General features: G+C 56.4%; 11 protein-coding genes. 6 read left to right on the forward strand and 5 right to left on the reverse strand.

Annotated features, from left to right (window positions below; translation table 11 throughout):
• Positions 1 to 19 precede the first annotated feature (19 nt).
• Positions 20 to 1,204, reverse strand: coding sequence for an HlyD family secretion protein (locus FHW17_RS06440; protein WP_091878171.1), 1,185 nt, complete (start codon positions 1,202 to 1,204; stop codon positions 20 to 22).
• A gap of 181 nt (positions 1,205 to 1,385) precedes the next feature.
• Between FHW17_RS06440 and FHW17_RS06445 the strand changes: the two genes are divergently transcribed.
• Positions 1,386 to 2,021, forward strand: coding sequence for a TetR/AcrR family transcriptional regulator (locus FHW17_RS06445; protein WP_227987884.1), 636 nt, complete (start codon positions 1,386 to 1,388; stop codon positions 2,019 to 2,021).
• Positions 2,022 to 2,075: 54 nt separating this feature from the next.
• On the opposite strand, the gene FHW17_RS06450 is transcribed toward FHW17_RS06445, so the two are convergent.
• Positions 2,076 to 2,480: a Fur family transcriptional regulator gene (locus FHW17_RS06450; RefSeq protein WP_182509452.1), complete on the reverse strand. Its 405-nt coding sequence runs from the start codon at positions 2,478 to 2,480 to the stop codon at positions 2,076 to 2,078.
• A 254-nt stretch (positions 2,481 to 2,734) separates the two neighbouring features.
• Here FHW17_RS06450 and aztA point away from each other — a divergent pair, with 254 nt between their 5' ends.
• From aztA to zigA, 5 genes are all read left to right on the forward strand, one after another.
• Positions 2,735 to 3,577 carry a zinc ABC transporter ATP-binding protein AztA gene (gene aztA / locus FHW17_RS06455; RefSeq protein ID WP_182509453.1) on the forward strand — a complete coding sequence of 281 codons (843 nt, stop codon included), beginning with the start codon at positions 2,735 to 2,737 and terminating at the stop codon, positions 3,575 to 3,577.
• Between the two features lie 8 nt (positions 3,578 to 3,585).
• Positions 3,586 to 4,452 (forward strand): zinc ABC transporter permease AztB, encoded by an 867-nt coding sequence (gene aztB, locus FHW17_RS06460; RefSeq protein WP_112530283.1) that lies wholly within the window; start codon positions 3,586 to 3,588, stop codon positions 4,450 to 4,452.
• A gap of 20 nt (positions 4,453 to 4,472) precedes the next feature.
• Entirely contained in the window at positions 4,473 to 5,408 is a 936-nt protein-coding gene (aztC, locus tag FHW17_RS06465) for a zinc ABC transporter substrate-binding protein AztC (RefSeq protein ID WP_112530233.1), read from the forward strand.
• Between the two features lie 107 nt (positions 5,409 to 5,515).
• Positions 5,516 to 6,721, forward strand: coding sequence for a metallochaperone AztD (locus tag FHW17_RS06470; RefSeq protein ID WP_182509454.1), 1,206 nt, complete (start codon positions 5,516 to 5,518; stop codon positions 6,719 to 6,721).
• A gap of 57 nt (positions 6,722 to 6,778) precedes the next feature.
• On the forward strand, positions 6,779 to 7,999 hold the full coding sequence (gene zigA, locus FHW17_RS06475) for a zinc metallochaperone GTPase ZigA (RefSeq protein ID WP_182509455.1): 1,221 nt from the start codon (positions 6,779 to 6,781) through the stop codon (positions 7,997 to 7,999).
• A gap of 181 nt (positions 8,000 to 8,180) precedes the next feature.
• On the opposite strand, the gene FHW17_RS06480 is transcribed toward zigA, so the two are convergent.
• The 3 genes from FHW17_RS06480 to FHW17_RS06490 all read right to left on the reverse strand — a co-directional run bounded on the left by FHW17_RS06480 (position 8,181) and on the right by FHW17_RS06490 (position 12,507).
• Positions 8,181 to 9,743: a TerC family protein gene (locus FHW17_RS06480; protein WP_112530239.1), complete on the reverse strand. Its 1,563-nt coding sequence runs from the start codon at positions 9,741 to 9,743 to the stop codon at positions 8,181 to 8,183.
• Positions 9,744 to 10,085: 342 nt separating this feature from the next.
• Positions 10,086 to 10,637: a DUF924 family protein gene (locus FHW17_RS06485; RefSeq protein ID WP_112530241.1), complete on the reverse strand. Its 552-nt coding sequence runs from the start codon at positions 10,635 to 10,637 to the stop codon at positions 10,086 to 10,088.
• 25 nt (positions 10,638 to 10,662) lie between these two features.
• Positions 10,663 to 12,507: a monovalent cation:proton antiporter-2 (CPA2) family protein gene (locus FHW17_RS06490; protein ID WP_182509456.1), complete on the reverse strand. Its 1,845-nt coding sequence runs from the start codon at positions 12,505 to 12,507 to the stop codon at positions 10,663 to 10,665.
• Positions 12,508 to 12,704 lie beyond the last annotated feature (197 nt).

Consider the following 12,704-nt stretch of genomic DNA (forward strand, 5'->3'; position numbering starts at 1 on the left):
GGCCCGGTGCTGGGTTTGTTTACTTGGTCGGCGCTGTGCGTGTGTCGACGTCAACGATGACGCTGAGACCCGCCTGTAATTTGCCGCTTGCCAGAACGTCGGCAGGCAGGGCGATGCGAACCGGTACGCGCTGGACAACCTTGGTGAAATTGCCCGTGGCGTTTTCGGCAGGAAGCAGCGAGAACACGGCGCCGGATGCCGGAGCAATCGAGGCAACCGTGCCTTCAAACGTATCGCCTGATAGCGCATCAACCCGCACACGAACCTTTTCGCCCGGCACGATGTCGCGCAGCTGCGTTTCCTTGTAGTTCGCGTCAATATAAAGCGCATCAACGGGGACAAGGGCTGCCAGACGCTGGCCGGGGCTGACAAGATCGCCCTTCTTGGCGGAAAGGTTGCCGACGACACCGTCAAGCGGGGCGCGGATCACCGTGAAGCCGAGATCGCGGGCGGCCTTGTCCTTGGCAAGCTGCAGCGAGGCGATAGAGCCTTCTGCTTCCTTGTACTGGGCCTCAAGTACGCCGACATTGGCAACGGCTGCTGCGATCTGGGCATCGGCGGAAACGAGATTGGCCTTGGCCTGATCAAGCGCTGCCGTTGCATCATCAAGCTGCGACTGGGAGGCAAACCGTGTGGCATGCAGCTGGCTGGCGCGGGTGGATGCGGCTTCCGCATTGGTCAAGACAGCCTGTGCGGCTACCTTGCCCGCCTGAACCTGCTGGACCGAGGCTTTCGCCGCTTCGGTCTGCGCCTCGATGCGCTGAAGCGTCAGGCGCTGCGTTGCGATCTGGGCTTCTGCCTGCTTTTCGGCAATCGTGTAATCGCCATTATCAAGTGTGACCAATGGATCACCCGCCTTGACGCGCTGGTTGGCAACGACATTGATCGTATCGATATAGCCGGTGATTTTCGGTGCAATGGCCGTGATATCGCCCTGAATATAAGCATCATCGGTTGAGACCATGAAGCGGCCTGTTGTCCACCATTCATGGCCATACCATGCACCGGCGCCAACTGCGGCAATGATGATGACAGGAAGCACAAAGCTCTTTACAGAGCGTTTTGGCTTGGTCGGAGCCGGAGCCGCGGTCACAACATCGTGTTGCGGGGCTTCATCCGTTACCGGCACTTCCACCTTGGAAGCAGGAGCGGATGTGGGGAACTGACGAATTTCAGCCTCATTGGTGGATTTCGGCGCGGACATGGGACGCTCTTTCTAGAGATGGTCACTCGGAAAATTGATTGAACCAATCGGTTCGATCGTTGACATAGCGCAAATCTAAGTGCATATCAAGTGGATCGAACCGGTTGGTTCGAAAAAGAATCGAAAATGAGGAAACGTGACTAATATGTCGTCTACCAAGGCATCCGTTGTTGACCCAGGCATGACCACTTTAGAACGCCCCGGCCGTATGGCGGCAGGACAGGACCCGGTCAAGCGGCAACAGATTCTTGATGGGGCCAATCGCGTTTTTTCGCAGATGGGTTTCGATGCGGCCAGCATGAACGACATTACCCGTGAAGCGGGTGTTTCCAAAGGCACGATCTATGTTTACTTCGACAATAAGGAAGAGCTGTTCATAGAACTGTGCAACCAGTACAAGAATGCGCTGTTCGAGGGCATTTATCATGCGCTGGAAACCAATCCCAATCTGCGCGAAGCGCTGATCCAGTTTGGCATATCGCTGTCGACGCTGATTACATCAAATGTTGGTATTCAGGCGCAGCGGGTTGTTATCGGCGTGGCCGAGCGCATGCCGTCCATGAGCTGCAGTTTTTACGAAAAGGGTCCGAAAAAAGGCTTGGCGCTTATGCGCGCGCTGCTGGACAAGCATGTCGCCGCGGGGTTTCTGGCCATTGATGATACGGAAATTGCAGCCTATCAGCTTTCCGATCTCTTTCACTCGGGTCTGCTGCGCCGGCGTCTGTTCGGGCATATGCTGCAGGAACCCGAACCGGAACAAATCCGCAAGACCGTAACCGCGGGCGTCGATATGTTTCTGCGCGCCTACAAAGCTTGATTCAGGAACCTTTCCGGTCGAACGGTTCTATCTCAATCGGAAAGGCTCTGGAGGTCAGGCCGTGCCGCAACTGGCGCAGACGCCGCGAATTTCGATAGTTGTCTTGCTGGGCTTGAAAGCATTATCCGTCGTCCATTGCCGGACACGCTGGGTAATGACGTCGTCGGAAAATTCCGAAACCTGACCGCATTTCTCGCAAATGGCGAAAGCAATCATGCCGTGATTGTGGCTATGGCTGTGTGGATGGGCGCAGGCGACAAAGGCATTGATGCTTTCAAGGCGATGGACCATGCCATAGTCAAGCAGTTTTTCCAGCGCACGATAAACCTGGAGCGGCGCACGGAAACCCTCGCCGCGCAGCTGGTCAAGAATTGTATAAGCACTCAGAGGCCCGTCCGCACGAGACAATGTATTGAAAACCAGCGTCTGGTTTTTCGTCAGCTCTTGGGCAGTCGTCATTGCCTTGGGTCTCCTCGTGGACTTCCAAGCTGCTATCGTGTGAAATAGCCGCAAACAAGTCTCTTTTCGTAAAAATCTATAGTCTTTAAAGATAGGGAACTACTTCATTGACTGCCAGTGGATAAATTAATTTCCCCTGTTCTCAAATTCGCCATTGTTGACTAATGTAATAACATCACATATCGAGACGTCAAGAAGGGTGCCAAAGGTTGCAACCGGTTGAATTTCAGCACCCCTGTGTATGCGGATAGAGAATGACTGACCAATGCCTGACCTTTCGTGACCTTACCCTTGGGTATCGCAGTCACCCGGCGGTTCACCACCTGAATGGTGTGGTTGAGCGCGGTTCGCTCACGGCTGTCGTTGGTGCGAATGGTTCGGGCAAGTCGACGCTCATGAAGGGCATTGTCGGCGTTCTCAAGCCGATGTCCGGTTCGGTTGTGGTGGAGAAGGGCGTCCGGGTCGCCTATCTGCCGCAGCAGTCGGAACTTGACCGGTCCTTTCCGGCGCGTGTCATTGATCTTGTTTCGCTCGGGCTTTGGCCCAAGCGCGGCCTGCTTGGCCGCTTTACATCAGATGATCGGGAGCAGGTTTCCAGGGCTCTGATGGGGGTCGGGCTGGGGGGCTTTGAAAAGCGCCCTATCGACAGTCTGTCGGGCGGGCAGTTGCAGCGTGCTCTGTTTGCCCGGGTGCTGGTGCAGGATGCAGACCTGATCCTGCTGGATGAGCCATTCAACGCCATTGATGCCAAGACGGTCGGCGATCTCATCGCCCTGATCAAGCGCTGGCATGGCGAGAAGCGCACCATCATGGTCGTTGTGCATGACCTTGATCTGGTGCGGGAACATTTTCCCGAGACACTGCTGCTGGCGCGCAAGCCCATCGCATGGGGTGCTTCCAAAGAGACGCTTCGCCCTGAGAATCTGCTGCATGCGCGGCAATTCCACGAAGCATGGGCGGAGGGCGCGCCCTGGTGTGAGGATGACGAGACATCGTCGCCGGTGGATCATCATGGTCACGATCATGCGCATGGGCATGACCACAAGCACCACGCGCATAATGATGATCATGACCGTGGCCGCGTGAATGGGGCATGATCCAGACAATGTATGATTTTCTGATTGCGCCCTTTGTCGAATACAGTTTCATGCAGCGCGCGCTGCTGGGCTCACTTGCCCTGTCATTGAGTTCATGCCCGGTTGGCGTGTTTCTGATGCTGCGCCGTATGAGCCTGACTGGCGATGCCATGTCCCATGCCATTTTGCCGGGCGCCGCTGCCGGCTTTCTGCTCTACGGGCTACAGATCGTGCCGATGACCATTGGCGGGCTGATCGCCGGTGTGATCGTGGCGCTGGGAGCCGGAGCAGTTTCGCGCTTTACGATCCAGAAGGAAGATGCCTCCATGGCTGCCTTCTATCTGATATCCCTTGCGCTGGGTGTGATGATTGTTTCGCTGCGCGGCTCGAATGTCGATCTGATGCATGTGTTGTTTGGCACCGTCCTTGCGCTCAACAATGATGCGTTGAGCCTTATCAGCCTGATCTGCGGTGTGAGTATCGTGACCCTTGCCATTTTCTGGCGTGGTCTTGTGGCCGAATGTCTCGACCCGCTGTTCCTGCGCTCGGTCAGCCGCATCGGCACACCCGTCCATTTCATCTTTCTGGCGCTGGTTGTGCTTAATCTTGTTGGCGGCTTTCAGGCACTTGGCACGCTCCTGTCGGTTGGCCTGATGATGCTGCCTGCCGCAGGAGCGCGTTTCTGGACTGTTCGCGTTGGTCCCATGTGCGCCGTGGCCATTCTCATCGGTATGGCGTCCTGTGTCGCGGGCCTTTTGATTTCCTATCACTTTGCCCTGCCATCCGGCCCGGCGATTATTCTTTCCTCGGGAGCGATCTATATCGTCTCCATCCTCATCGGCTCGCGCGGCGTCCTGAACAGCCGCATGCGCTCGCACCGCCACAGAACCGCTTAATCACAACAAGGAGACTATCCATGCGCAAAGCTCTTCAATTAGCTACGTCTTTGAGTGTTATACTATTACTGGGCGCGGGTTCGTCTTCAGCGTTTGCTGCAAACCTGAAAGTTGTTTCCAGCTTTTCCATCATTGAAGATTTCGCCAAGAATGTCGGTGGCGATAAGATTTCACTGGTCAATCTGGTTGGTCCGAATGGCGACAGCCATGTGTATGAGCCAAAGCCATCGGATGCGGCTGCACTGGCTGGAGCCGATGTGGTTCTGGTCAATGGTCTCGGCTTTGAGGGTTTCCTGCCGCGTCTGGTCGAAGCCAGTGGCACCAAGGCGACCATTGTCGAGCTGACCAAGGGTGTTGAGCCTTTGAAGGCACAGGAAGAAGAGGGCCATGCGGAAGCTGGTGCCGAACATCACCATGATCACGGCGCTTTCGACCCGCACGCTTTCCAGTCGATTGCCAATGCAAAGATCTATGTCAAGAACATCGTCGATGCCTTTTGCAATGCGGACAAGGCGAACTGCGACACCTACAAGAAAAATGGTTCTGACTATACGAAGAAGCTGGATCAGACCGAGGTTGATGTGAAGGCCGGTATTGCTTCCATTCCGGAATCAAAGCGCCTGATCATTACGTCACATGACGCCTTTGGTTATTTCGAACACGCCTACGGCCTCAAGTTCCTTGCTCCGGAGGGTCTTTCAACCGATGCAGAGCCTTCAGCTGCTGATGTTGTGGCGCTGATCAAGCAGGTCAAGGAAGACAAGGCTTCGGCGATCTTCGTGGAAAACATCACCAATCCACGCCTGATCGAGCAGATCGCCAGCGAGACAAAGCTGAAAGTCGGCGGTACGCTGTTTTCCGATGCATTGTCGGAGCCGGGCGAAGGTGCCAGCACCTATATTGACATGATGCATCACAATATCAGTGCATTCAAAAAGGCCATTATCGGCAGTTGATGAATTGAATTGAAAAAAGCGGGGATGACGCCGCTTTTTTCGTTGGCATTGATGTAATGTTATTACATTATGTATTCAGGACTCCCACGACGCATAAAGGAAGAAGCATGTCACGCCATCTGAAAACAGTTCTGCCCCTCGCCATGGCATTTGGCTGTGTTGCAATGTCTGCCCAGGCTGAAGAACAGACCGCCTGGAGGCTGTTTGTCTCTGACCATGCGGAGCCGACTATTCGCGCGCTAGACCCGCAGACCGGCAAAATCATCGACACGTTCAAGGTGAAAGCGCCGGCTGGCCTATCACTTTCCGATAGTGGGAAAACCATTTTTGCCGTTGAGCGGGATGGGGCTGAGGTCGCAATCCTGTCGACGGGGATTGCGGTGGAAGATCACGGCGCCCATGGCGATCTCAAAGTGGAAGCACCGAGACTGCTCGATCTGAAGCTGGAAGGACAGCGTCCTTCGCATTTCGTCGATCACAACGGCAACATCGCGCAGTTCTTCGACGGTGATGGCGTGGTCAAGGTCGTCAAGGAGAAGGATGTTCTTGCGGGTAAGAATGACGTTCGCAGCATCAAGCTCGCTTCGCCCCACCATGGTGTCGCCATTTCCTATGGAAACACTGTTCTGGTGACTGAGCCACACCCGGAAAAGCCTGTCGATGAACTGCCCGTGGGTATAAAGGTTCTCGGCGGTGACGGTTTCCCCATCGGTTCGCTGCACGAATGCCCTGATCTGCACGGTGAAGCATCATCAGGCAATATTCTGGCTATCGCCTGCAAGACCGGGTTGCTTCTGGTCAAATCGGGTGAGGGCGGGCCCGAAATCGAGCATCAGCCCTATTCGAAATCGCTTCCGGATGGAAAAGTCAGCACGCTGCTTGGTGGCAAGGGCCTGCAATATTTCCTCGGCAATTTCGGCCCGCAGGCGGTGGTGCTGGTTGAACCCGGCAATGCCGATCCGTTCCGCCGGATCGAACTTCCGGCGCGCCGCGTCCATTTTGCCGTGGATTCTTCGCGTCCGCAGTTTGCCTATATCTTTACCGAGGACGGCCAGCTTCACCGGTTGAATGTGGTAACGGCCAAGATCGATAAATCGATCAAGCTGACCGAACCCTACAGCATGGATGGCCACTGGAGCCTGCCACGCCCGCGCATTGCCGTCGCCGGGGATGCCATCATTGTCAGCGATCCGTTGAAGAGCCGTCTGCATGTGATCAAAGCGGCTGCATTTGAAAAAGATCGTGAAATCGCGCTCGAAGGCAAACCTTTCAATGTCGTGGCCGTCGGTGGTTCCGGCGAAGTCCACGATTGATCCCATCTGGCCTGCTTTTCTGCGGGGAGGCAGGCCATTCTTTAAAGGGCAATAGCCATGCAAAACACAGCCAATCCCAAACGCCTGCCAGTCACGGTTCTTTCCGGATTTCTGGGCGCCGGTAAAACCACACTGCTCAATCACATTCTCAACAATCGTGAGGGGCGGCGGGTTGCCGTTATCGTCAATGATATGAGCGAGGTGAATATCGATGCCGCGCTCATCCGCGACGGCGGCGCGAACCTTTCGCGTACGGATGAGCAACTGGTTGAAATGACCAATGGCTGCATCTGCTGCACATTGCGCGATGATCTTCTGCAGGAGGTGGAGAAACTGGCCAAGCAGGGCCGCTTTGACTATCTGCTGATCGAGTCCACGGGCATTTCCGAGCCGCTACCGGTGGCCTCGACATTTGACTTTCGCGATGAAAACGGTCGCAGCCTTGCCGATGTGGCAAAGCTCGACACGATGGTGACGGTCGTCGATGCGGCCAATCTTTTGAAGGATTATGCCTCGGCGGATTTTCTGCGGGATCGTGGCGAGTCGCTGGGCGATGCGGATAACCGGACACTGGTCGATCTGCTGGTGGATCAGATTGAGTTTGCCGATGTGATCATTCTCAACAAGATTTCCGATTCATCACTCTATGACCGTGATCTGGCGCGCAAGATCATCCTCGCGCTTAACCCTGATGCAAAGCTTATCGAGACAGATTTTGCCGAAGTGCCGCTCGATACGGTGCTCAATACAGGCCTGTTCGATTTCGACAAGGCGCAGGAACATCCGCTATGGTTCAAGGAACTGAACGGCTTTGCCGATCATGTGCCGGAGACCGAGGAATATGGGGTCCACTCCTTCGTCTATCGCGAGCGACGTCCGTTCGATCCGCAGAAACTGCATGCTTTTCTCGACAAGAGCTGGCCGGGTGTCATCAGATCAAAGGGTTTCTTCTGGCTGGCGACACGGCCTGATTATGTCGGTGAACTCAGCCAGGCCGGTGCGCTGGTGCGCGCGGAAAAACGCGGGCTGTGGTGGTCATCCATTCCGCGCAATCGCTGGCCCGAGCATCCGGAGTGGCTGCAATCGATGAAGCCTTATCTGCACAAGATCTGGGGTGATCGGCGGCAGGAGATCGTCTTCATCGGTGTTGACCCGATGAGCGAGGTCCATCTGCGGGCGCAACTTGATGCGTGTCTTGTGGATGCTGAGGAATTTACGCCCGGCATGTGGGAAGACTTGTTTGATCCGTTTCCCAGCTGGGTGAGGCAAGCCGCCTGATTTCGGCCGGATTAATAGGTTTAAGCCGCGGGAGCATTGAGCGGGAAACGGGACGCTCCTTCGCCGATGGGACACCGGCCAAATCCATCGGGTCCTGCTATTGTTCGATGCTCTCATGTTCCCGCCCCGTGGTCAGACGGGGCGGGAACACCTTTTTGAGGTGTTGGAATTAGAGGCGATCCTAGATAAAGGCGGCTGTCTCGGTGGGTGAAATCTTCACTTTGCCGATGTTGCGGCCATCCATTTCGACGATCTCATATTCATAATCATCCACCTTGAGCTTTTCGCCCTGAGCGGGGATGTGGCCGAGATTCCACAGGATATAACCGGCAAGTGTCGTATAGCGGTCGCCATCATCAACCAGATCGCGCTCGATCAGGCCGCCGAGACGGCGGATATCGATATAGGCATCAACGACCATGCTGCCATCTTCCGAACGCTCGAGAACCGGGCTTTCATCCCCTTCATCAGGGAAATCCCCGGCAATCGCCTCAAGGATGTCGGTTGGGGTGACAACGCCTTCAAACGAGCCGTGCTCATCCAGAACAACGGCCATCTGTACCGTCGTTCCGCGCAACTGCTCCATGACGCGCAGGACATTGGCATTCTCATGCAGGATCAGCGGCTGGCGCGTGACTTTATCCCAATCGATCTTGCCGCCATCAAGAATGGCGAACAAAAGGTCTTTTGTCAGGGCAACGCCGACGAATTCATCGATCCGGTCGCGGGCCAGCACGACCCGGCTGTGGGTGAGTGTCCTGATCTCCGCCAGCAATTCCTCGTTGGTCTCGTTAAGATCAAGCCATTCGACTTCGTTGCGCGGCGACATGATCGAACGCACCGGCCGCTCGACCAGATCAAGCACGCCGCGGATCATTTCCTTTTCTTCCCGGTGGAAGACTTCTCCTGCAGCGGAGTGTTCGGCGATCACGTCGATCGTATCGGAATGGACACCGTCGCCATTGCGACCGCCACCCAGCAGACGAAGGACCGCACCGGCTGTGCGGTCGCGCAAATCCATCGAGGTGATACGCTTGTCGCGGTTGCGCCGCCCAAGCTGGTTGGCCGCCTCGATGAGCACGGAGAAGCCGATGGCCGCATAGAGGTAGCCCTTCGGAATGTGGAAGCCAAAGCCTTCGACGATCAGGCTGAAACCGATCATCATGAGGAAGCCAAGGCACAGGATCACAACTGTCGGATGGCGGCTGACGAAGCTCATCAATGGTTTCGACGCAAGCATCATGACGCCCACCGCAATGACCACGGCGATCATCATGACTTCAAGATATTTGACCATGCCGACGGCGGTGATAACGCTATCGAGCGAAAAGACCGCGTCGAGTACGACGATCTGGGCGATAACCTGCCAGAACACGGCATGCGCCGCATTGGACTCCTTGGCGGACATATGTCCTTCAAGGCGTTCATGCAGTTCCATGGTGCCTTTGAACAGCAGGAACATGCCGCCAACAATGAGAATGAGATCACGTCCCGAGAAGCCGAAACCTGCCACGCTGAAGAGCGGTGTCGTGAGCGTCACCACCCATGAAATCGAGGCAAGCAGTGCAAGACGCATGATCAGCGCCAGCGACAGGCCAACGAGGCGCGCACGGTTGCGCTGGCTCGGCGGCAGCTTGTCGGCGAGAATGGCGATAAAGACGAGGTTGTCGATCCCGAGTACGATCTCGAGCACGATCAGCGTGGCGAGACCAATCCAGGCATTGGGGTCGGCAATCCATTCCATTGGGAAGTCGGTTCCTTCTAAGTGATAATATCAGAGCGCAGCATGGCGTGCGGATGCGGCTGGAAAAGACAGCGCAAATCCGCCCGCAATGCAGGACAAATCAGATTTTGGGGTGATGAACGGGAGTTGTTGCTGACGCTGCGTGTGCAGAGTCAGCTTGCTTCGCAAGTCCGGACTTGGAGGCTCTTCAGATTGTTCGTCCGGCATCGATGCGCGGTCAGTCCCTGTTTGACTGGCGTCATTGGTGAAATTTACGGGTGCCAGATGCCGATATAATGGCAGTCTGTGCGGTCACGTTCAAGAGGATACGGCAAAATTCAGACCGGCGTGGCGAAAATCTGTCTATCCGGCAAATCCGCCCGCATCGAGAAATGCCTGTTCTTCCGGTGTGGATTTGCGTCCAAGCAAGGCATTGCGATGGGGAAAACGGCCAAATCGCTGAATAATATCGTAATGTTCGGTGGCCCATGCCAGTTGGCTCGGTGCCGACGCCGTGTAGAGTTCTACACAGCGCAGTTGCTCCTCAATATTTTCTGAATGCATGAAGGGCAGATAAAGAAAGCCGCGCACCGATGGTTCGAGCGAGAGATCGTGGCCTTTTTCGAGCGCCTGACCGGCATAATGGCGGGCGAGTGAGTCTGTCGCATACATATGCCCCGTTCCGCGAAAGCAGTTGCGTGGAAACTGATCGAGCAGGATCATCAGCGCCAATGCGCCTTCGGCAGTTTCAACCCAGCTGTCATGTTCGCGCCGGGCGGCGGCAAAATGCCTGTCGAGAAAAGTCTGATGAAACGTTTCATCAAAGGCCGCATCCTTCTTGAACCAAGCATCGGGACCGGCCTTGCGCCAGAAGCCGACGATGCTGTCGATGATCGCCTGATCGGTTTCAGCCATTATGTTTCTCCCATATTCCGTGTGGTCAGTTTGCGCTGTCAGCGGTTTGCGATGTGGGCAGTACGAGGGCGGTTTCCTCATTCAAAGCCCGGCCCGATTGCCGTGGTTTGATCAGTGGTCCGGGGACCGGCGCATTGCCGCGCATCAGATCGTTGCCAGCGCGGATGCCGCCTGCAAGTTGCAGGTCAAGCCGCTCCGCATCGCGGCGGCGCACATCATCGACAATTTCAGCGGCTTCCTCAGGTGAAACGCCAAGGCCAACGAGCGTGTTTTCGCCGAAGGAAAGCGCGGACTCGAAGGTTTCGCGGATCTGATACTCTACCCCGGCCTTGATGAGCGACAATGTATTGCCGCGATCAAAGGAGCGCGCATAGACCTGCACGAGTGGGTATTCCGCCTTGATATTCTGGGCGATGGCAAGAATCGTGTCTGCCTTGTCGACGCAGATCAGGACAGCCTGAGCGCGACCCGCACCGGCGGCATGCAGAATGTCGAGCCGCGTGCCGTCGCCGTAATAGACCTTGAAGCCGAATTCCGACGCGGCCTGGATCATTTCAACATCATTGTCGATGATCGAAACATCGACACCGCGTATCAGCAAGGGCTGGCACGCGATCTGGCCGAACCGGCCGAAGCCGATTATCAGCACGCTGCCCGAAAGGCCATCGGCGACATCCACACCATCAAGGGACTGTTTTTCACGCGGCAGAATATAGCGCAGGCCAATGATGGCGATGGGGGTGAGCACCATGGAAATGATGATGATCGCCGTCAGCATGGCGCTGGCCCGGCCATCAAGAATGCCAACAGATGTGGCGGTGGAATAAAGCACGAAGGCAAATTCGCCGCCCTGCGCCATGACAATGGCGCGCTCCAGCGCTTCCGAATGGCTGGATTGCATCAGGCGGGCGACGATATAGATCGCGATGGCTTTTACGACCATGAAGGCGACCACATAGAAAAGGACAGTCTGCCAGTTTGCCGCGACAACGCTGAGGTCCAGCGACATGCCGACCGCAAGGAAAAACAGACCAAGCAGGATGCCGCGGAAAGGTTCCACATCGGCTTCAAGCTGATGCCGGAAAGTGGATTCGGACAGGAGCACGCCCGCGAGAAATGCGCCCATCGCCATGGAGAGGCCGCTGACCTGCATGACGAGCGCAGCGCCCAGCACCACCAGCAGGGCGGCGGCGGTCATGACTTCACGGGCGCGGGATTGGGCGAGAAAGCCGAACAGGGGGTTGAGGAGATAACGGCCCGCCACGATAATGCCGATGACCGCGCCAACGCCGATGCCGATATCCATCCAGCGCAGGCCGGTGGGCGGCGCATCCGTTGCGGCAATGGGCGCAAGAAAGGCGACGAGGGCGAGCAGCGGCACGATGGCAAGGTCCTCAAGCAGGAGGATCGAGACCATGCGCTGGCCTTTTGTGCTTGAGATTTCGCCGCGTTCCTCCAGCAATTGCATGACAATGGCGGTGGAGGTCAAGACAAAACCAGCGCCAGCAACAAAGGATATGGCCACGGGAAAGCCGGTGGCGATGCCGACACCGGTCAAAAGAAGCGCGCAGACGCCGACCTGCAGGGCACCAAGGCCAAAAATTTCCTTGCGCAGCCCCCAAAGGCGGGAGGGCTGCATTTCGAGGCCAATGATGAACAGGAACATGACCACGCCAAGTTCGGCGACATGCAGGATCGTTTGCGGGTCGGAGAAGAATTTGAGGCCGAAGGGGCCGATCACCAGACCGGCAGCAAGATAGCCAAGGACGGAGCCGAGCCCCAGCCGCTTGAACACGGGTACGGCAATGACACCCGCACCCAGAAGCACAACGGCACTGAGAAGATCCGGTCCATGAAGCTCCGCCGCCATTTTATCTCCCGCTGTTGATGGTGTTGCTGACTAGCAGAGGTAAAGCGGGATGGATTGGCAAGCAAGTGGTTTGAGGCTTGGGGGGTGAACGCTGGCGGTTCGTGGTTCGACAAGCTCACCATGAGGGAGAGGGGTGATGAAGGGGAGTCAAGTTCTGCGATCTTTGCGACTAGCCTTGCATCCACCAATTTCCCTCA

This window comes from Phyllobacterium sp. P30BS-XVII (genome assembly GCF_014138335.1).
GTDB lineage: Bacteria > Pseudomonadota > Alphaproteobacteria > Rhizobiales > Rhizobiaceae > Phyllobacterium > Phyllobacterium meliloti.

Excerpts from the sequence above, each read along its gene's own strand:
- FHW17_RS06490 (WP_182509456.1), bottom strand. The coding sequence starts at position 12,507 with ATGGCGGCGGAGCTTCATGGACCGGATCTTCTCAGTGCCGTTGTGCTT.
- FHW17_RS06470 (WP_182509454.1), top strand. The coding sequence starts at position 5,516 with ATGTCACGCCATCTGAAAACAGTTCTGCCCCTCGCCATGGCATTTGGC.
- zigA (WP_182509455.1), top strand. The coding sequence starts at position 6,779 with ATGCAAAACACAGCCAATCCCAAACGCCTGCCAGTCACGGTTCTTTCC.
- aztB (WP_112530283.1), top strand. The coding sequence starts at position 3,586 with ATGTATGATTTTCTGATTGCGCCCTTTGTCGAATACAGTTTCATGCAG.
- FHW17_RS06450 (WP_182509452.1), bottom strand. The coding sequence starts at position 2,480 with ATGACGACTGCCCAAGAGCTGACGAAAAACCAGACGCTGGTTTTCAAT.
- FHW17_RS06480 (WP_112530239.1), bottom strand. The coding sequence starts at position 9,743 with ATGGAATGGATTGCCGACCCCAATGCCTGGATTGGTCTCGCCACGCTG.
- FHW17_RS06485 (WP_112530241.1), bottom strand. The coding sequence starts at position 10,637 with ATGGCTGAAACCGATCAGGCGATCATCGACAGCATCGTCGGCTTCTGG.
- FHW17_RS06445 (WP_227987884.1), top strand. The coding sequence starts at position 1,386 with ATGACCACTTTAGAACGCCCCGGCCGTATGGCGGCAGGACAGGACCCG.
- FHW17_RS06440 (WP_091878171.1), bottom strand. The coding sequence starts at position 1,204 with ATGTCCGCGCCGAAATCCACCAATGAGGCTGAAATTCGTCAGTTCCCC.
- aztA (WP_182509453.1), top strand. The coding sequence starts at position 2,735 with ATGACTGACCAATGCCTGACCTTTCGTGACCTTACCCTTGGGTATCGC.
- aztC (WP_112530233.1), top strand. The coding sequence starts at position 4,473 with ATGCGCAAAGCTCTTCAATTAGCTACGTCTTTGAGTGTTATACTATTA.